The organism is bacterium (assembly GCA_035505375.1).
GTDB lineage: Bacteria > Hydrothermota > Tepidihabitantia > Tepidihabitantales > Tepidihabitantaceae > UBA2258.
Genome location: DATJQV010000049.1, coordinates 11699 through 29360, shown reverse-complemented (window position 1 = coordinate 29360; position 17662 = coordinate 11699). Strand labels below are relative to the sequence as shown.

16 protein-coding genes and 1 tRNA gene are annotated in these 17662 nt (G+C 61.7%); 13 read left to right on the top strand and 4 right to left on the bottom strand.

All coding sequences use genetic code 11. The annotated features are described in order from the left end of the window. The 12 genes from VMH22_08090 to VMH22_08035 form a co-directional block, all read left to right on the top strand. On the top strand, positions 1-300 hold a 300-nt coding region (locus VMH22_08090), incomplete at its 5' end, for a hypothetical protein (protein HTW91654.1). 111 nt (positions 301-411) lie between these two features. Beyond that, positions 412-1185 carry a four helix bundle suffix domain-containing protein gene (locus VMH22_08085; protein ID HTW91653.1) on the top strand — a complete coding sequence of 258 codons (774 nt, stop codon included), beginning with the start codon at positions 412-414 and terminating at the stop codon, positions 1183-1185. Positions 1186-1329: 144 nt separating this feature from the next. Further along, positions 1330-2439, top strand: a complete 1110-nt coding sequence (locus VMH22_08080) for a (Fe-S)-binding protein (GenBank protein ID HTW91652.1) — start codon at positions 1330-1332, stop codon at positions 2437-2439. Positions 2440-2508: 69 nt separating this feature from the next. Further along, a complete protein-coding gene (locus VMH22_08075; GenBank protein HTW91651.1) occupies positions 2509-4596 on the top strand; it encodes a PBP1A family penicillin-binding protein in 2088 nt (695 codons plus the stop codon). A gap of 66 nt (positions 4597-4662) precedes the next feature. Continuing rightward, entirely contained in the window at positions 4663-5316 is a 654-nt protein-coding gene (locus tag VMH22_08070) for an endonuclease III domain-containing protein (protein ID HTW91650.1), read from the top strand. A gap of 219 nt (positions 5317-5535) precedes the next feature. After that, positions 5536-5961, top strand: a complete 426-nt coding sequence (locus tag VMH22_08065) for a Fur family transcriptional regulator (GenBank protein ID HTW91649.1) — start codon at positions 5536-5538, stop codon at positions 5959-5961. 11 nt (positions 5962-5972) lie between these two features. Continuing rightward, positions 5973-6911: a zinc ABC transporter substrate-binding protein gene (locus VMH22_08060; protein HTW91648.1), complete on the top strand. Its 939-nt coding sequence runs from the start codon at positions 5973-5975 to the stop codon at positions 6909-6911. Continuing rightward, the gene (locus VMH22_08055; GenBank protein HTW91647.1) at positions 6898-7653 is read left to right on the top strand and encodes a metal ABC transporter ATP-binding protein; all 756 of its coding nucleotides are present in this window, start codon (positions 6898-6900) and stop codon (positions 7651-7653) included. Before VMH22_08060 ends, VMH22_08055 begins: the two co-directional genes overlap by 14 nt. Positions 7654-7659: 6 nt before the next feature. Beyond that, positions 7660-8469, top strand: coding sequence for a metal ABC transporter permease (locus VMH22_08050; protein ID HTW91646.1), 810 nt, complete (start codon positions 7660-7662; stop codon positions 8467-8469). Between the two features lie 183 nt (positions 8470-8652). Next, a complete protein-coding gene (locus VMH22_08045; protein ID HTW91645.1) occupies positions 8653-8976 on the top strand; it encodes a hypothetical protein in 324 nt (107 codons plus the stop codon). 93 nt (positions 8977-9069) lie between these two features. Further along, positions 9070-11325 carry a putative LPS assembly protein LptD gene (locus VMH22_08040; GenBank protein HTW91644.1) on the top strand — a complete coding sequence of 752 codons (2256 nt, stop codon included), beginning with the start codon at positions 9070-9072 and terminating at the stop codon, positions 11323-11325. Between the two features lie 5 nt (positions 11326-11330). Then, positions 11331-12017 (top strand): Maf family protein, encoded by a 687-nt coding sequence (locus VMH22_08035; GenBank protein ID HTW91643.1) that lies wholly within the window; start codon positions 11331-11333, stop codon positions 12015-12017. Positions 12018-12035: 18 nt separating this feature from the next. Here the strand turns inward: VMH22_08035 and VMH22_08030 are convergent, their stop codons facing one another. Beyond that, positions 12036-12704 carry a hypothetical protein gene (locus VMH22_08030; protein HTW91642.1) on the bottom strand — a complete coding sequence of 223 codons (669 nt, stop codon included), beginning with the start codon at positions 12702-12704 and terminating at the stop codon, positions 12036-12038. A 135-nt stretch (positions 12705-12839) separates the two neighbouring features. On the opposite strand from VMH22_08030, the gene VMH22_08025 reads away from it, so the two are divergent. Then, a tRNA-Leu gene (locus tag VMH22_08025) sits at positions 12840-12925 on the top strand. A gap of 88 nt (positions 12926-13013) precedes the next feature. Here VMH22_08025 and VMH22_08020 read toward each other — a convergent pair. From VMH22_08020 to VMH22_08010, 3 genes are all read right to left on the bottom strand, one after another. Continuing rightward, positions 13014-13628: a 4Fe-4S binding protein gene (locus VMH22_08020; protein ID HTW91641.1), complete on the bottom strand. Its 615-nt coding sequence runs from the start codon at positions 13626-13628 to the stop codon at positions 13014-13016. An 85-nt stretch (positions 13629-13713) separates the two neighbouring features. Beyond that, on the bottom strand, positions 13714-15138 hold the full coding sequence (locus VMH22_08015) for an NADH-quinone oxidoreductase subunit L (protein ID HTW91640.1): 1425 nt from the start codon (positions 15136-15138) through the stop codon (positions 13714-13716). Beyond that, positions 15135-17660: a proton-conducting transporter membrane subunit gene (locus VMH22_08010; GenBank protein HTW91639.1), complete on the bottom strand. Its 2526-nt coding sequence runs from the start codon at positions 17658-17660 to the stop codon at positions 15135-15137. The genes VMH22_08015 and VMH22_08010 overlap by 4 nt, the downstream gene beginning before the upstream one ends. Between the last annotated feature and the right edge of the window lie 2 nt (positions 17661-17662).

Below are 17662 nucleotides of genomic sequence, written 5' to 3'. Positions count from 1 at the left end.
GACAAAGGCATGAAGGTCACCGACAATAACATCGTCAAGCTGGCGGGAGCGCTCCTCATCGCGTCGGTATGTAGTGACCACCGCTCATGCCCCGATATTGTCTTCCTCGGCGCGACAAGGACGAAGATGAAAGCGTGGACGACCGACGCCGCACAACTGAAGGTCAAGATTGACGCGCAGACCCAGGAATGGCATTTCAATGTACTGCGGAACCAGTTCGAAGGGGCGACGAGAGTCGACGAAAAGGGCGTCCTCAAGGACTACAACGTCATCCCCGTCGAGTCTCTCCCGAAGCGATGATGACTGACCCCGCCGCCGCCAATGGTCGATGACGTGCAGCTTCTGGCGACAGCAATGAACAGCACCAGTGGTGCGGTCGGCCGCGCCGGATTGGCCATGAGGGTGATGTAGGTGGGACAGATTCCAGACCGACCCCGTCGGCTGCGGCCGAGCGGCGGCTTCCGTGGGTTGCGGGCTTTTCAGGCGGCAACCGTCATCTATGACGCAACCGTGGACTTCTGCAACCGGTTCGTGGATAAGCGCTCGCGCACCCACGACCAGATGGTTCAGGCGGCAAGAAGCGGGCGGCAGAATCTCGCCGAAGGCAGCCGCGCGGCCGCAACATCGAGCCAGACCGAGCTGCGCCTGACGCAGGTCGCCCGCGGCAGCCTCGACGAACTGCTGCTCGACTACGAGGACTACCTCCGCCAGCGTGGCCTCGCCCAGTGGGACAAGGACGATGCCGAGGCGCGGGCAGTGCGCGCGGTCGGACTCAAGCATCCGACCGACCGGTCGGAGCCGACGGATCAGGCCGAGTACGCACCATGGCTCTCCTCCCCGGACCCGGCAACCGTCGCCAACGCACTCATCTGTCTGATTCACCAGACCAACTACCTGCTCGACCGGCTAACCGCGTCAATGGAGCGCGACTTTATCAAGGGCGGCGGGTACAGCGAGCGTCTGGCGGCAGCCCGCATCGCGGAGCGCTCACGCGGCAAGCCCGCGTCGTCCGCTGCCGTGTCTCCTACCTGCCCGCGGTGCGGCAAACCGATGGCCCTGCGCACGGCGCGCAAGGGCGAACACCCAGGCCAGCAGTTCTGGGGCTGCTCGGCCTATCCCGCCTGCCGCGCGACCCTGGCATATGACGGATCCGACGGATCGGACGAGTCCACTCCAAGACAGTGACACCCGACCCGGCCGCCAGCCCGGGAGCCGGCAGAACCGACACCGGCACTTCTGACTTCCAGCCTCCAGCTTCTCGCTTCTGACTTCGCCCTGCCCTCCCCCGCTTCCTTGACTTAGGAACCTTCCTTCCTAGAATACAAGCCCATGTCAATCGAAACCCTCGAACTGAAGTCGTGCATACAGTGCGGCCGGTGTTCTGGCGGCTGTCCGGTTTCCATGAAGTCGAGCCTGAACCCGCGCAAGCTGGTCTATTGCTATCTGAACGATGAGTGCAAGGGCTTGAACGCGGACGAGTTGGGGCTCTGGGAGTGCACGACGTGCACGACCTGCACCGAGCGGTGCCCGAAGGCGGTCCGGCCTTCCGACCTCGTGGTGGAGATGCGTTCGAAGATTATCGAGAGCGGCCGGATGACGACTCAGATTCAGGGCGCGCTGGAGAGCACCTATCTGCAGGGTAACCCGTGGGGCCGGGGACGGGAGAAGCGGATGGACTGGGCAGCGGGCCTTGACCTGCCGGTTCTGAAGCCGGGAGACAAGACCGACGTGCTGCTTTTCACCTGCTGCACCAACTGCTACGACCCGCGCTGCCAGCCCGCAGCCCAGGCGCTGGTCAGGCTGCTGCGCGCGGCCGGAGTCGAGTTCGGGGTCATCGGCGAGGAAGAGACCTGCTGCGCGAGCGAGCAGAAGCGCATCGGCGAGCAGGGGATGTTCGAGGAGCTGCGCGACTCGAATACGAAGCTCATCAAAGAACGGAACCCGAAGCGGGTCGTTGTCACGTCTCCCCACAGTTTCAACGCGTTCAAGAATGACTATCCGGGCCTCGATGTGCAGGTGATGCACTACACTCAGTTGCTGGCCGAGTTGATGGACGCCGGCAAACTCAAGCCCAAGCGCCAGCTTGAAGAGGTCGTCACGTATCATGACCCCTGCTACCTCGGCAAGCAGAACAAGGTATTTGAGCAGCCGCGCCGGGTGCTTCAGGCGCTCGCCGGAGACCGTTTCGTGGAGCTCGACCGCTCGCGCGAAACCAGCCTCTGCTGCGAGGGCGGCGGCGGCCGGATGTGGTTCGAATCCGCGGGCAAGGGCCGGCTGGCCGAGACCCGCGTGACCGACGCGGTCGACCTTGGCGCCACGATTCTCGCTACCGCCTGCCCGTACTGTACCCTGACCCTTGAAGACGCGGTCAAGACGACCGACTCCGAAGCCAAGCTTCGCATCAAGGACGTTGCCGAACTGCTGGCCGAGGCGCAGTAGCGACGAGGACCGACGACCGAGGACGGGAGACCGTCTCAAATCCGAACCCGTAACCACCTTCCAACCGGCATGAGACCTCCACGCCTGCTGCTTGCGCTGGCCCTGCTTCTCCCTCAGTTCGCCGCTGCCAGTTGGTTTTCATTGCCTTCTGCCGACAGCATCGCCAACTTCCGCCCGCCGGCCAGCACCCGCATCCTCGACTGCAAGGGCCGCGTCATCTACGACTTCTACCAGGAGAAGCGACGTCCGGTCCAGCTTGAGTCCATACCGTCGTGCCTGCGACAGTCAGTCGTGGCAATTGAGGACAAGCGGTTCTACTCGCACTGGGGAATCGACATCGAGCGGATACCGGGGCTGGCGCTCAGCATGGTGAAACATCCCGGCAACATCAAGGGAACGTCGACCATCACCCAGCAACTCGCCCGCTCGATGTTCCTGACCCCGGAACGGAGCGTGGACCGCAAGCTGAAGGAGATAGCGCTCGCCATCGAGCTGGAGCGGCACTACTCGAAGTCGGAAATCCTCGAGATGTACTTCAACCAGATATGGTTCGGCGGCTCGGTCTACGGCGTCGAAGCCGCAGCCGAGAAGTACTTCGGCAAGACCGCTGCCCGCCTGAGCCCGGTGGAGTGCGCGACCCTCGGCGCGATGCTCGCCAATCCGTCGGCCTACTCGCCCTACAACCATCCGGACCGGCTGCTGATCCGTCGTGACTTCTACCTGACCAAGATGTTCCGGCTCGGCTGCATATCCCAGAAGGAGCTCGATGCCGGGCTCAAGCATCCGCTGGCGGTCCTTCCTCCCGGAGCCGGCGGCAATCTGGCCCCCTACTTTGTCGAAGAAGTCCGGCGCTACATGATGGAGAAGTACGGAGCCGACTTTGTATACAAGTCGGGGGCCATCATCCACACGTCCCTGGACCTCGACATGCAGCAGGCGGCCAATCTGGCTCTGCAGTCGCACCTCGCGCAGCTTGAGAAGGACTTCAACCTCAGGCCGACCATGGCCGACTATGACGCGGAGGCGAAACACGACTCAACCATCGGCCCGCCCAAGTACCTGCAGGGCGCGCTGCTGGCAATGGACGGGCGGACCGGGTACATCCGGGCGCTCATCGGCGGCCGGGACTTCAAGCACAGTGAGTTCGACCGGGCGATTCAGGCCAAGCGACAGGCAGGCTCGGCGTTCAAGCCGTTCGTGTACGTCGCCGCCATCGACAGCGGCATGACCGCCGCCGACATCGGCCTCGACTCCGCGCTGACGCTGAAGGTGCCGGGACAGCCCGACTACCAGCCGCACGACTACGACGGTACGTTCATGGGCCGGATGACCCTGCGCCGGGCGCTCGCGCTCTCGCGGAACCTCGTTGCCGTCCGCCTCATCGCCAAAGTCGGGCCCGAGGTCGTGGCACACTATGCAAACCTGATGGGGATTACCGAGACCCTGCAGCCGTACCTCTCGCTGGCACTGGGTTCGGTCGAAGTCTCGCTCATGGACCTCGTTGATTCGTACAACACGCTGGCCAGCAACGGCATAAAGGTCAAACCGATAATGATTACGCGGGTCGAGGACGCGCACGGCGACGTGCTTGAAGACAATCGGCCCGAGGAACAGGCCGTGCTTCGGCCCCAGACCGCATACGTGCTGACCAACATGATGGAGAGCGTAGTCAACGAAGGCACGGCCACCGAAATCAGGCAGCTCGGCTACGACGGGCTGGCCGCGGGCAAGACCGGCACGACCGACGACTACGCCGACGCCTGGTTCATCGGCTTCACACCGCAAATCACCTGCGGCGTGTGGGTCGGGTTTGACAAGAAGAAGACGATTTTCTCCGGCGCGACCGGCGGCGTGGTCGCGGCGCCGATCTGGGGCGATTTCATGAAGACGGTCAATCCGGACACGCTCCCATCGGACAGCTTCCCGGTTCCGGACAGCGTCACGACTGTGGCCATCTGCGAGCAGACCGGGCTGCGGGCGACGCCCTACTGTCCGCGCGTCCGCTACGAGGTCTTCATCACCGGAACAGACCCGACCGCCTTCTGTACCCTGCACTCGCGCCGCACGGCAGCACCGCCGCCCGAATCCAAACCCCAGGCGCCGCCCCCCAAGACCAAGTCCAAAGGGACAAAATCCAAAGGACAAAGCAAGGCCTAAGTAACAAGGCCCAATCGAGTCCGTCTTTGGGACTTTGTCCGTTCCTCATTGCTTTGTCCCTTGTCCTTGATACTTCGCACTTTGGATACCGGGGCTGACGCCCGAGCCCTCCAGCGAATCTACGGCATCCTGCTCGCCGCCTACGGTCCCCAGCACTGGTGGCCCGGTGACACTCCGCTTGAGGTGGCGGTCGGCGCGATCCTCACCCAGAACACGGCCTGGGCGAATGTGGAGAAGGCGATGGCCGTGCTCAAGTCGAGGCGGCTGCTGAGTCTTGAGATACTGGCGCGGCTCTCCCCTGCCGCACTCGCGCCGCTCATCCGCAGCGCCGGATTCTACAACGTTAAGGCTGCGCGCCTTGCCGTTTTCATCAAATGGCTGATTTCGCAGGGCGGTTTCTCCGGCCTGCGCCGCATCCCGACCGGGACTCTCCGCCCGATGCTGCTCGCGTGCAGCGGAATTGGGCCGGAAACAGCCGACTCGATACTGCTCTACGCGCTTGGCCGCCCCGTGTTCGTGATCGACGCCTACACGCGCCGCATCTTGTCACGCTACGGCCTGGTCGGCGGCGACGAACCATACGAGGTACTGCGCCTCATGTTCGAGTCCTCACTGCCTCGCCGCCCGGGCATGTACAACGAATACCATGCCCTGCTGGTGCAGTTGGCAAAGGTGAACTGTCGCGCTCGTCCCATCTGCGATTCCTGTCCGCTGTCGTAACCGCACAGGCTGAGGCGGAGGAGAAGGCCGAAGGCGGAGGGACAAAGGAACGAGGATGAAGGCGGAGGGATGAAGGATGAATGCCGCACTTTCCGTATTCATCCCTTCGGTATTCTTGAGACCTCAGCCTTAGCCTTAACCTCTCCTCATGACCGGAAGCGTCCGGCTTGACATGGCTGGAAGCGGCGGCATGATAGATAGAAGTGATTTCCGTTTACCATGACACCCGACAAGCTCAGCCGGCTGCTGCGTGACGCCGGCCTGAAGTCCACGCCCAAGCGCCGAATGGTGGCGCAGTACCTGCTTGGTTCAGGCGACGCCCGTACAGTCGAGGACATCCACCGCCATGTACGTAGGCGAATGGCCACTCTGGGACTTCCCACGGTCTACAGGATTGTCGAGGAGCTGGCGGAGATTGGTCTGCTAGTCAGGATTGACCTTGGCGACCGGGTCGTGCGCTACGCGGCGTGCAGTGCACACGGGTCCGGGCACCATCACCACATCGTGTGCGTGAAGTGCGGCTCGGTCGGAGTGATTCCCAGGTGCGCGTTCCACCGGCAGGTCAAAACACTGGAGCAGACTACCGGATTCCGCATCACCGGCCACCGCCTGCACGTCGAAGGAATGTGCCCGAAGTGCCAATGAAAGGAAAGGTCATGAGCAATAGAACCAGTCTGACAGTCTATGTCGTCGCGACCTGCGCTATTGCCGCGCTGGCAGCGTGCAGTTCCGGCCCTCGCGCCGCCGGCCGGGTGCAACGCAAGGTCAAGGTAGTGACGACGCTATTCCCGCTGTACGACATGGCCCGGAGTATCGGGGCCGACCAAGCCGAAGTGACCTTGCTCCTGCCCCCGGGAGCCGAGGCTCATTCATTCGAACCCAAGCCGAGCGACATCGTGAAGGTCGGTGAGGCTGACGTGTTCGTCTACACCGGCAAGTTCATGGAACCTTGGGCCGCAGACGTAATCAAGGCTGCCGCGGGCAAACACCTCATCGTCGTGGACGCAAGCCAGAGCACCAAGATGATTCCCGGCGTATTCCACGATGAAGACGAGCCGCCCGGTTCCCTTGACCCGCACATCTGGCTGGACTTCGACAACGCCAAACAGATGGTAAGGAATATCGCCGAGGCGCTTGAGACGAAGGACAGCGCCAACCGAATGCTCTACGAGCGCCGGACCGACGACTACAGCCGGCAGTTAAGCGCCCTGGACTCTGCCTATCGAACGACCCTTGCCGCGTGCAAGGACCGAGAGATTGTGTACGGCGGCCACTATGCCTTCGGCTACATGGCTGCCCGCTATGGCCTGAAGTATCTTGCGGCCCAGGGCGTGTCGCCGGATGCCGAGCCCACAGCGCAAGACCTGGCCAGATTGGTCGAACAGGTAAGAAAGGACAAGGTCAAGTACGTCTTCTATGAAGAACTGACCAGCCCGAAGATTGCCCAGACCATTGCCGGGGAAACCGACGCCAAGTTGCTTCTCCTCAATGCCGCGCACAACGTGACCAAAGACCAGCTTGAGCAAGGGCTGACGTTCTTCGACATCCTGAGGGCCGACCTTGCGAGCCTGAAAACCGGGCTTGAGTGTAAGTAACGCGGCTACCGTCCTGTCGGTCGAGAACCTCAGTTTCGACTACGGGCCGATCGAGGTTCTTGACCGTGTGACGTTCGCGGTTGAGAAAGGCGACTACGTCATCCTGGCCGGACCGAACGGAGCCGGCAAGACCACGTTGATAAGGACCGTTCTCGGTCTTACCGATAGGTACGAAGGCCGTGTGAACCTGTTCGGTCAGGACCTGTCCGGATTCGCCGGTTGGGGCAGAATCGGCTACCTGCCGCAACGAGTGAACGCGTTCAACCCGCTCTTTCCGGCTACGGTGCGGGAAGTTGTCGGCCTGGGTCTGTTGTCGCAGAAGACTTTCCCCCGGCGACTCACGCGGAGCGACGAACTCAGGGTCAGGCAGACGCTAGACCTGATGGGCGTTGTTGACCTGACGGACATGCCGGTGGGTGAGCTCTCCGGTGGTCAGCAGCAGCGCGTGTTTCTGGCCCGTGCGCTGGTTTCCCGTCCTGAGTTGCTCATTCTCGACGAACCGAGCACCGCCCTCGACCCGCAGGCCCGGGAGAGCTTCATGGAGTCCATCGGGAAACTGAATCGTGAGCAGGAAATCTCGGTCATCCTGATTACCCATGACACCGATCTGATCGGCAAGCATGCGACCAAGGTGCTTTACCTGGACCGGCGCGTCGTCTACTACGGGCCGTCCGCGGACCTCTGCAACTCGCCGGAGATGAACCGGTACTACGGCGTCTGCCCGCCGGAACGTGGAGGCTAGGCTCCAATGTCCATCGCCCACTTCCTGCACTACGCTTTCATCCAGAAGGCGTACCTTGCCGGGTCGTTCGTCGCCGTACTGTGCGCCATGCTCGGGCTGTTCCTGGTTCTGCGCAAGCTATCGCTCATCGGCGACGGCCTTTCCCATGTCAGCTTCGGGGCAATTGCGCTCGGACTGTTCTTCGGCCTGTACCCGTTCTGGGTGGCGATTCCGGTAGTCCTTGTGGCGGCATTCTTCATCCTCAGGCTCACTCAGAAGGCGCGGATTTACGGCGACGCGGCCATCGGCATCGTCTCCTCGCTCGGCATCGCCGGTGGCGTCATCCTGGCCAGTCTGTCAAGAGGATTTAACGTTGACCTGTTCAGCTACCTCTTCGGCAACATCCTGGCGGTCAGCACCCAGGAAGTGTACCTGTCAATCGGCCTGTCGCTCGTCGTCTTCGCCTGCGTCATGCTGTTCTACAACGACCTGTTCTCGGTCACCTTTGATGAGGAGTACGCCCGGATCACTGGGATCAAAGCCGAACGTATCAACCTCGTGCTCGTCCTCCTAACCGCGATCACGGTCGTGCTGGCCATCAAGGTCGTCGGAATCATGCTGGTGTCAGCCCTTCTCATTCTGCCCGCGGCCACGGCCCTGCAGGTTGCCCGCGGATTCCGGGGCGCCATGTTCATCTCAGTACTGTGCGCAGTCGGTTCGGTGCTGGTCGGGACCACCGTATCCGTTTTCCTGAACCTCCCGGCTGGGGCGACAATAGTAATGTGCGGGCTTCTCTTCTTCGTCATCGCCTTGACTGTCAGGAACCTCCGTCGCTAAAGCGCTCGCTGGGCCCAACCTCGCGAAGTCGGAAAAGCGTCGTGGTCCAGTGGTCAAGTGGTCTAGTGTCCGGACCTCCCCACTCGATCACTGGATCACTAGACCACTCTCCCTTAACCTCGACCTTGACCTTAACCTCGCCGTTCGTTTGACATGAGCGGGCCAGCCGATACCATGTCCCCAGTGAGAACTGAGCCCTGCCCAGCCCCGGCCAATGCACGGGAGAGCGCTGGTTCCCTCGCGGATCCCGCTAGTCCGGCGGTTGTGGAGCCCCGCGGACGAGCCGCGCGAGTGCTCGCGGGCTTGCTGCGTTTCTCTGGCCTGTGGGTCGGAATATCCGGAACGTACGCGGTCATGTGCGGAACGTGCCCGTTCTGCGGCAGACCCGGCTGCCCGGTCGGGATCGGTGTCGCGGGCATGTTCGGTGCGCTTGGCTCCCTGATCCTCACCCAAGGCCGTCACCTCTTCGCGACAATTGGCGGCAGACTGACAAATGACGGACACTAGCACTTGGGGCTGACGGTGACTCAATGGCTCATCGCTCCCCATTTGACGTCCCTTTCTGTTTGACTTTCCCCGGTTTGCTTCTAACATAGCCCGGTGTTCCTGCTCGCCCTTCTGCTACTCACCCAGCCTGCTGACACGACCGCAGCCGACACGGTCCACCGCGACATCATCTACTACAGCGGAAACCGGGTCATATTCTATCCCAAGACCGGACAGGTGCTGCTGCTCGACTCAGCCTGGGTGCGGTACGGCGACATGTCGGTCCACTCGGACTCGATCTGCTATGACGACAAGCTGCACGTGCTGTCGGCCTACAAGGACGTGCTCTTCACGGCCGGCCCGACCAACATCACCGGCAAGCTGCTCAGCTACAACGTCGACTCGCACAAGGGCCTGATGCGTACGGCGTTCACGCACGTCGAAAACGGGTTCTTCCGGGCAGACGAGGTCTGGCTGGTGCATGAACAGGTGCTGGACGCGCGTCGTGCCTGTTACACGACCTGCGACCGCGACCCTCCGCACTACGTTTTCTACGGCCCGCGCGTCAAGCTGTTCATGGACGACGTAGCGATATGCGAACCCATGGTATTCAGGCTCTTTGATGTGCCGTTGCTGGCCGTTCCGTTCTGGATGGTGCCGGTCGCCTCAAAGCGCAAGTCCGGCTTGATGCCGTTCAAGGTGGGCAATTCGGCGGACGAGGGACTGTATGCCAAAGACATGGCCTACTACTGGGTCATCAACGACTACTCAGACATGACCTTCTACGCCGACTTCATGACCCACAAAGGGATCCAGGGCCGGGCGGAGGCGGTCTACATCGTTACTCCTTACGCACAAGGCAATGTCAATGCTTCCTACATCCAGGAGTGGGATACGCATCGTCGGCGCTACAGCGTGTCCGCCACACATCGGTCCGAGCGCTTTCTGTTCGACTCGCAACTAGACGGCAAGCTTGATTTGATGTCGGACGCGAGCTACGAGCCGGACTATTCGGAAGACCAGCTCGATTGGCTCAAGCCGGATCTGTATTCCTACGGACAGGTGACGAAGAACCTGCGGCGCGTAGGCAACGTAGCCGTGCTGGCCCAGCAGAAGACCGAGTTCGCTACGCACACCCGCTGGGCCGACCTGCCGTCGGTACGGTTCTCCTTCACTCAACGCCCGATCGCGGCAGGCTGGGGCGTCACGCCGTCGGCATCGTTCTCGGACCATACGCAGGACTACCTGGACTCGACCAATAGCGTCGACACCGCCAGACTGCGCGACCTCCAGGGCAATGCCGGACTGGGCATATCCGGTCCCGACTACACGCTCGGCCCGCTCGGCGCTGCAACGGCATCGGAGAATCTGGGGCTCGCCACCACCTGGTCGTATCACAACGACAGTCTTTATGCGAAACCGCGTCGCCTGTCCAGCAACCTCGGGGCAAGCTTGAACCAGAAGTTCCTCGGCACTTTCTCGGTGATCGAGCAGATGGGTTTGACGCATTCCGACAACCTGATGGATACCCAGCCGGTCACAGTAGGCTATACTGGCAACGTCTCCAGCCAGGTAACGCTCTACCGCGTCTACAGCCTCGAATCGTTCGGGATGCACGGGCTGCTGCACACGGTCACGCCGAGCGCAAACCTCAACTACGTGCCGAAGGTCGACTACGGCCCCTTGTTTGGCAGGCTGCATCCGTTTGACCCGAGCGAGGCGCTTGTGAATCTGGGACTCGGCAACACGTTCCAGGCCAAAGTGGACACGAATCACACCAAGCGCGACATCGGCTCAGTGAACTTCACTTCATCCTATGACCTGCTCGACAAGAATCCCAACCCGGTGAAACGCCTCAGCCCGCTGGTCGGTACTGCGCTCCTGCAGCCGCTCCAGGGGTCAAACCTGAATCTCTCCATCAATGCCACAGCAGGCTTCAACTTTGACTCGCTCAGCATGGATAAAGACTACTCGGTCGCGACTACGTTCTACTTGAACCGCATCACAAGTCGGAAGACGGACAGCACCGGTTGCTCGGACCCGGACGACCAGTGGCCGGCTGGGTTCCAGCTTGGTTTCACTCACACCTACGGACGCAGCGGAGGTACGACAGTCAACATGATTACGGGCACTGCTGCCCTGGCCATCCCCGGCTGGAAGTTCGACCTTACTGACCTCGGATATAACTTCGCCCAAAAACAGTTCGCAAACTACGGATTGCTCCTGACCAAAGACCTCCACTGCTGGGAGGCTTTCGTCAAATTCCAGAAGCTCGGAACGCGCTGGACCTACGACTTCGAGGTCCGCATCAAGCAACTGCCCGACCTTAAGATCGGGAAGGGTACGTTCGGCAGCATCCTGCCCCACTGAACCGGATGAGCCGCCCCAGCGAAGCCGCCAAGGCCCACTGTCCGACCGGGACCGCGGAGGTCAACATCTACCTTGCCTCAACGTCGCCGCGCCGCCGCGACCTGCTGCGAAGACTCGGCCTCCGATTCCGGATATTGACACCGACCGCCAGCGAAAGTCCGGACGCGGTCGGAGTCAAGCCCGGCGACTCGCCTGGGCGGTACGCGGTCGCGTGCGCGAAGGCCAAAGCCCTCTCGGTTGTCGACCGTGTAAATGACGGGCTTGTTGTCGGGGTGGACACGGTGGTCGTCTGCGGCAAGCTGATTCTGGGCAAGCCGCGCAGTACGGCAGAGGCCCGCAAGATGCTCAGGCTGCTTTCAGGTCGCACGCACTCGGTCATCTCCGGCGTCGCGATCGCCCGAGTGCTCCCATCGTCCGGTGAATGTGACCGGGGCCGGCACCGAATAGTCGCCGCGGCCGAAACCACTCAGGTCACGTTCCGCAAGCTCGGTTCTGATGAAATCGAGCGGTACATCGCGGGACCGGAGCCGTACGACAAGGCCGGCGCCTACGGCATACAGGACGAGGCAGGGGTCTTTGTGAGTCGGGTCTCCGGGTGCCTGATGAACGTCGTAGGCCTGCCGATCCCCCTGCTGCTGCGCCTGCTTGAGCAATCCCGAGCGGGCCGCGTCCACCAACCGCGAACCAACTAGGCCGGGGCCTGCATCAGCCTACGGGCCCGCTTTCCACACGTCGAGCCGGTAGTTGTAGTCTCCGCTGCCCCCGGTGTTGTCCATGACTATGTGGTACAGCCCATCCGCTCCGGTTCGAACTGAGAAAGTGTCATTAGTGCTGTATGGTGCACGACGGAGGAGCGGGCTGACCGAGCCGCCTGCCACCCACCTCGTGAAACTGGAATCGTCCAGCACCATCAGAAAGATGTTGCCGGTATCAGATCCGCAGGTTCCGTAGAGTTTGTATCCGGCCCGTATGGCGACAGGCCAGGCTGCAAACTCTCCGGCCTTGACCGCAGCATCCCAATCGAGAACGCCGGCGGTCTCAGCGCGGACCGCCAGCGAGAGGCTGTCGCTTGCGGTCAGGCCATCCTCGTTCGTGACCGTGACACGGATCTTGCCCTCACCCGATGATTCCGGGGCGAACCAGCGCACGCTGTCGCTCCAGTCCCATCCGAGTCTGCCGCCCTCCTGAGACCAGAAGTACGAAAGCTGCTCCATGTTAGGATCGCTCGCCTGGCACCTGTAGATGACGCTGTCCCCCGCCATGACCGACGCGTACCCGCCAATCCATGAAATGACCGGGGCCTCCTTCGGCTGGCCACAACCGGCCGCGGTGAGTAGCACAGCCGCCGGCAGGAACATGCGGAGTAACATCTTCACCATGATTCAGTTTTAGCACCGCAGACGGGCGCTGTCAACTCAAACCTGCACAGGGCGCTCTTGACTCGACGGCCAGCAGCGGCATAATGCACCACGCACAAGGCACGGTGCAACACGCATCGGCCCGCCGTGATGCAAGCCGAAGTGGCGGAATTGGCAGACGCAGCGGACTCAAAATCCGCCGTTCAGCGATGGACTTGTGGGTTCGACTCCCACCTTCGGCATGACGGGAAGTGGCGATTGGCGAATGACGATTGGCGATTGGCGGGAACATTCGTCATTCTGCATTCGTCATTCCGACTTCCTGGTTCTTCAGTATCCCCACTCTTCGGCCAGATAGGTCTTGCGCCGGCACTCGGGGCAGAGGATGCGCAGTGTGTCGGAACGATAGGGCTGAACATCGCCGCGGGGCCGCGGCTCAGCGGTGCCGAGCACTTCATAAAGACTCAGGAACAAGGTGGGGTTGGAATTGGCCAGGTCTCCCACTTTGGCGGCAATCCAGCAGAGGTGCGCCTTGGCGGCGAAGGGTTCGCCGCACACTTCGCAATAGGCAAGCTCCTTCTCTACCGATGTCTCCCAGTCAGAACTCCGTTCGGTCCGAGCGGTGTCGAACTCCTGAGAATGGTATATGGCGTCTCGCGTTGTACAGGCGAGCACACATTGACCGCAGTAGATGCAGCGCTCGGCATGGTGGACGTTGCGCATGACCCCACGCTCGCGGTCGACGTAGATCTCGCGGGCCCGGGCCGGGCAGACGCGGGTGCAGGCGCCACAACAGATGCACTTGTCCTCGCGGAACTTGAGGATGCCGCGGAAGTTCGGGTGGACAGAGTCCACCTGGGCCGGGAACTTCGACGTGAACGGTCCCCTGGTGATCGCCCTGAAGGCCTCCACCAGCTCGCGGACCTTCGGAAGTGGAATCCTCACCACCTGCCCTCGGACACCGAGTCGCCGCTCCAGCCGCTGCCCCGGCCAGTCAACCGGAGACGCGGAGCACGGAATCCCCTCACGATTACGGTTTCAACCACTGGGTCACGGCAACCGCCCGGCCCACAAAGTCGAACGGACCAATCAGCATCAGGGATGAGAGGAGCGAAAGTACCGCGAACGCTAGGACTACGGCCGGCATGAGTTTGCTGGTCTCGGCGTTGCCGGGGTGGGTGACTGGACCGTTGAATACCTTGGTCCAGAGCCGCAGCATGTAGATCAGCGTAAGGACGGCCGTGAAGACGATGAGGCCCGCCACAAAGTAGTGGCCGGTCTGAATCGCGGCCAGAATTATGAAGAGCTTGGCGAAGAAACCGCCGAATGGGGGAATGCCCATGACTGACAGCGCGTTCACGAAGAACCCGAACGAGGTCAGGGGCATCACCTTCCCCATGCCTCCGAGTCGCCGTATGTCCTTCTCGTGAGCATAGTGCTCCACGTTACCGGCACCCAGGAACAACCCGGCCTTGGCGAGACCGTGCGCCAGGATGTAAAACAGGGCACCGCGCACCGCGAGCGGCGTGCCGATGGCCAGACCGAGTGCGATGTAGCCAATCTGGCTGATGGTCGAGTACGCCAGTATACGTTTGATGTCGTTCTCGACGACGGCAGAGGTGGCGGCCACGAACACGCTCAGCGCGGCCATGACGATAATCAGATCAACCGATGAACGAGGCATCGTGAACGTGGCGAGGAAGATCCTGGCGAACGCGTAGACGCCGATCTTGACCAGGGCGGCAGCGTGAAGCAGAGCCGTGACCGGCGACGGCGCCACACCGGCATCGGGCAGCCAGGTCTGCAACGGAAACTGGGCCGACTTGGCGAGCATACCCAACAACACCAGGGACAGCGGCCAGGCGGAAAGCACCTGCCCGCGCAGTGCAAGCACATCCAGAGTGCCGAATTGGTGAAATATGAGCTTGAACCCAAGCAGCATACAGGCCGAACCGAAGACGGTAACCAACAGCGCCTTGCTCGCATTCGCGACCGGTATCTCCTCGTGTCGATGAAAGCCGATGAGACGCCATGAACAGATCGCGGTCAGCTCCCAGAAGATGTACATGACCACCAGATTGCCCGAAAAGACAAGCCCCATCATCGAGCCCTGGAAGACCAGCACCAGGGCAAAGAATTCGTTCTGGTGTGGGTAGTCGCGAACGTAGTCAATCGAGTAGATGACGACCAGGGCGCCGACTAGCGCCGAGGCGAAAGCCACGAACACCGAAAGTCCGTCACCCAGCAGGACCAGATTGATGCTCCTGAACATCGGCAGTTGCCAGAGACTGATCGCAGTCGGCTGGGCCAGCACGCCGGGCATCATGGTCGCGACGAACACGACCGGCAGTGATCCAGCGACCGCAGCGAAGATGCTGCGCGCCCGCGCCAGGCGCGCCGGGAACAGCGGTACCAGCAGTCCGCCGATGATGGGGACGAGGATGGCGGCGATCACTGGACCGAAACTCCGAAGAGTAGCGAGAGCAGATTAATCAGTGGCTTGGACATGAGTCCGTTGAGAATTACCAAGACCGACACCGCGAGCGATGCGTAGTAGAGCCCACCCCGGGGCTCGCGATAGTCGATCCGCGCCGGACCGAAGAAGACCTGGTTTATCACCCTGAGCATTGCCCCCAGCATCAGCAAAGCCACGAAGATGATGATCACAGTATATACGGTGTTCTCCGGGTAGATTGACGAGAGAAGGTACTTGCTGAAGAAATTCCCGGATGGAGGCATTCCCGCCAGGGACAGGCCGCCGACGATGAATCCCAGCGTTGCCACCGGCATGCCGCGTGATACTCCGCGAAAGTCAGTAATGGCGACTGGCGACTGCCGACCGGCGGCCGTGACCAGTCGGTACGAAAGGTAGACTGCCGCATACGCCAGGAGCGAATTGTAGAACTGAAACGTCGCCGAAAGGAATCCTATTGTGTCGCCGCGACTGAGGGCCAGGACCACGAAACCGACCTGGGTCAAGCTGATGAGCAGCATGAAGCGCGCAAAACTCACCTCGGCCAGAGCCAGGAATGCGCCGCCGACCATCAGAGCCACGGCAAAATACCTCAGCGCCAGCAATTGACCCGTACCGACGTAGACCAGCAGCGGCACCGCCAACAGCCCGAAAAACCAGGGCCCGGCGGCGCGCAGTCCCCTGCCCAGCGCAAGCACGAAGCCACTGACGACGGTGTAGAATGAGTCCACGGTTCGGTCGACGTAGGTCAGGATGAATCCGGACATCGCCTCGGTGCCTTTCAAGCCGAGATTGTAGAAGTCGGTTGCCCCTGACTCGGCGACTTCGTACATCCGTCGCAGTAGCGGAATGGTCTTGACCGGGCCGTAGAACCCACTCCCGGTCACGCGTCCCTCTTCTTCATTCGCAGTGTTCTCACCGCCCACGAATGTCCGCGCCGTAACTGTGTTGCGCCCGGCGCCGAGCAGGTACGCGAGCACCCCAAGGCCCAGGGACACGAGAACCAGCAGGGTCGCCCACTCCGGCTGCCATATCCCGTTCGGCTCGACAACGAAGGGAAGACTGGGATAGATGAGCCCCCGCAGCGGTATCGGGTAGGCAAAGACGCCGAAGAGAACGCAGACGGACGCCAGGATAATCGGTGGCAACCACATTGCGAATCCCACCTCTCGATTCCTGGACAACGTCGACGGACGTTGACCAAGGAAAAGCGAGTGGAGCAGCTTAAGGAATGAGGCAAGCGTCAGCACGCTGCCCATCATCGACGCGACCAAAAAGAAGGGGTACATCCGGTTGCCATCTTTGGCCAGCTCGACGAGCCCCTGATAAACCATCCATTTCGAGGTGAAACCATTAAGCGGTGGAACTCCCGCGATCGCCAGCGACAGTACGAGGAAGGCGACGAAGGTCAGCGGCATTTGCTTGGCAAGCCCACCCAGTTCGTCAATGTTGTCGGTTCGGCATGACAGCTCCACCGAGCCGGCGGAGAGAAACAGCCCGGCCTTGTATATCGAGTTGTTGAGCATGTGAAACAGCCCGCCGGCAATTCCTATCGGCAGTCCGGTCCCGATTCCTAGAACCATGTATCCGACCTGCGATACGGCATGGAACGCCAGCAGCTTCATCACTCGCTTCTGCACGAGGGCCATCATCACCGCAGCCAGGATTGTGACTGCGCCGACCGTCATGAGCACGTTGCGTACGACGTCATTCGAGCTGATGTCGAAGATGTTCACAGAGACGCGGGTCAAGAGGTAGACGCCGAGCAACTTGTCTACGGCTCCGGGCACGAAACTCAGGAAGGGCACCGGCGCGGTCGACGCGGCATCCGGAATCCAGCTATGGAACGGCATCGAGCCGGCCTTGGCCAGCGCGCCGGTGCTGATCATCGCGAAGGCGGCGATCGACACTGCCGACTGCAGAGGAATCGGCCCGGCCGGCACCATCTCGGAGCTACCCACGCCAAACAGAAGCAACCCGATTCCGGTCATCATCACCAAGTCCGCACTCCCGGCAATGATCAGCCCTTTCATGGCCACCGGCGATGAATCGCGGGGTCCGATGAACAGCATGCCGTAGAGCAGAGCTGCCAGGAGTCCCCAGAAGACCAGCAGGACGATCAGGTTGCTCGCCAGGAACACGCCGGCGGCGCAGCCAACCGTGAATAGCAGCAGGAAGTAGTAGAGTCCGGCTGCCGGTTTGCCTCGCATGTACCGGAAGGAGTAGAGAACGACGAGCGCGGCTATCGCAACGGCGACCAGCAGAACAAATGCCGACAGCCCGTCTGCCCGCAGGCCGAGGGTCGCCGGGCCCAAGCTGATGAGTTCGCAAGCCGGTGTTCCGTGGCGGCTGGCCAGGAAGATGCGTATCGCGTAGTACAGAGTTGCTACGGTGCCAATGAGACTGAATTCGTTTCGCAGTCGTGACACGGCCAGTGCCAGGATTCCCGCGACCATCGGCACCAGAATCGGCATCCAAAGCATGTTCAGGTCAGCGAATGGCATCT

Excerpts from the sequence above, each read along its gene's own strand:
- VMH22_08080 (HTW91652.1), top strand. The coding sequence starts at position 1,330 with ATGTCAATCGAAACCCTCGAACTGAAGTCGTGCATACAGTGCGGCCGG.
- VMH22_08075 (HTW91651.1), top strand. The coding sequence starts at position 2,509 with ATGAGACCTCCACGCCTGCTGCTTGCGCTGGCCCTGCTTCTCCCTCAG.
- VMH22_08065 (HTW91649.1), top strand. The coding sequence starts at position 5,536 with ATGACACCCGACAAGCTCAGCCGGCTGCTGCGTGACGCCGGCCTGAAG.
- VMH22_08060 (HTW91648.1), top strand. The coding sequence starts at position 5,973 with ATGAGCAATAGAACCAGTCTGACAGTCTATGTCGTCGCGACCTGCGCT.
- VMH22_08050 (HTW91646.1), top strand. The coding sequence starts at position 7,660 with ATGTCCATCGCCCACTTCCTGCACTACGCTTTCATCCAGAAGGCGTAC.
- VMH22_08035 (HTW91643.1), top strand. The coding sequence starts at position 11,331 with ATGAGCCGCCCCAGCGAAGCCGCCAAGGCCCACTGTCCGACCGGGACC.
- VMH22_08030 (HTW91642.1), bottom strand. The coding sequence starts at position 12,704 with ATGGTGAAGATGTTACTCCGCATGTTCCTGCCGGCGGCTGTGCTACTC.
- VMH22_08010 (HTW91639.1), bottom strand. The coding sequence starts at position 17,660 with ATGCCATTCGCTGACCTGAACATGCTTTGGATGCCGATTCTGGTGCCG.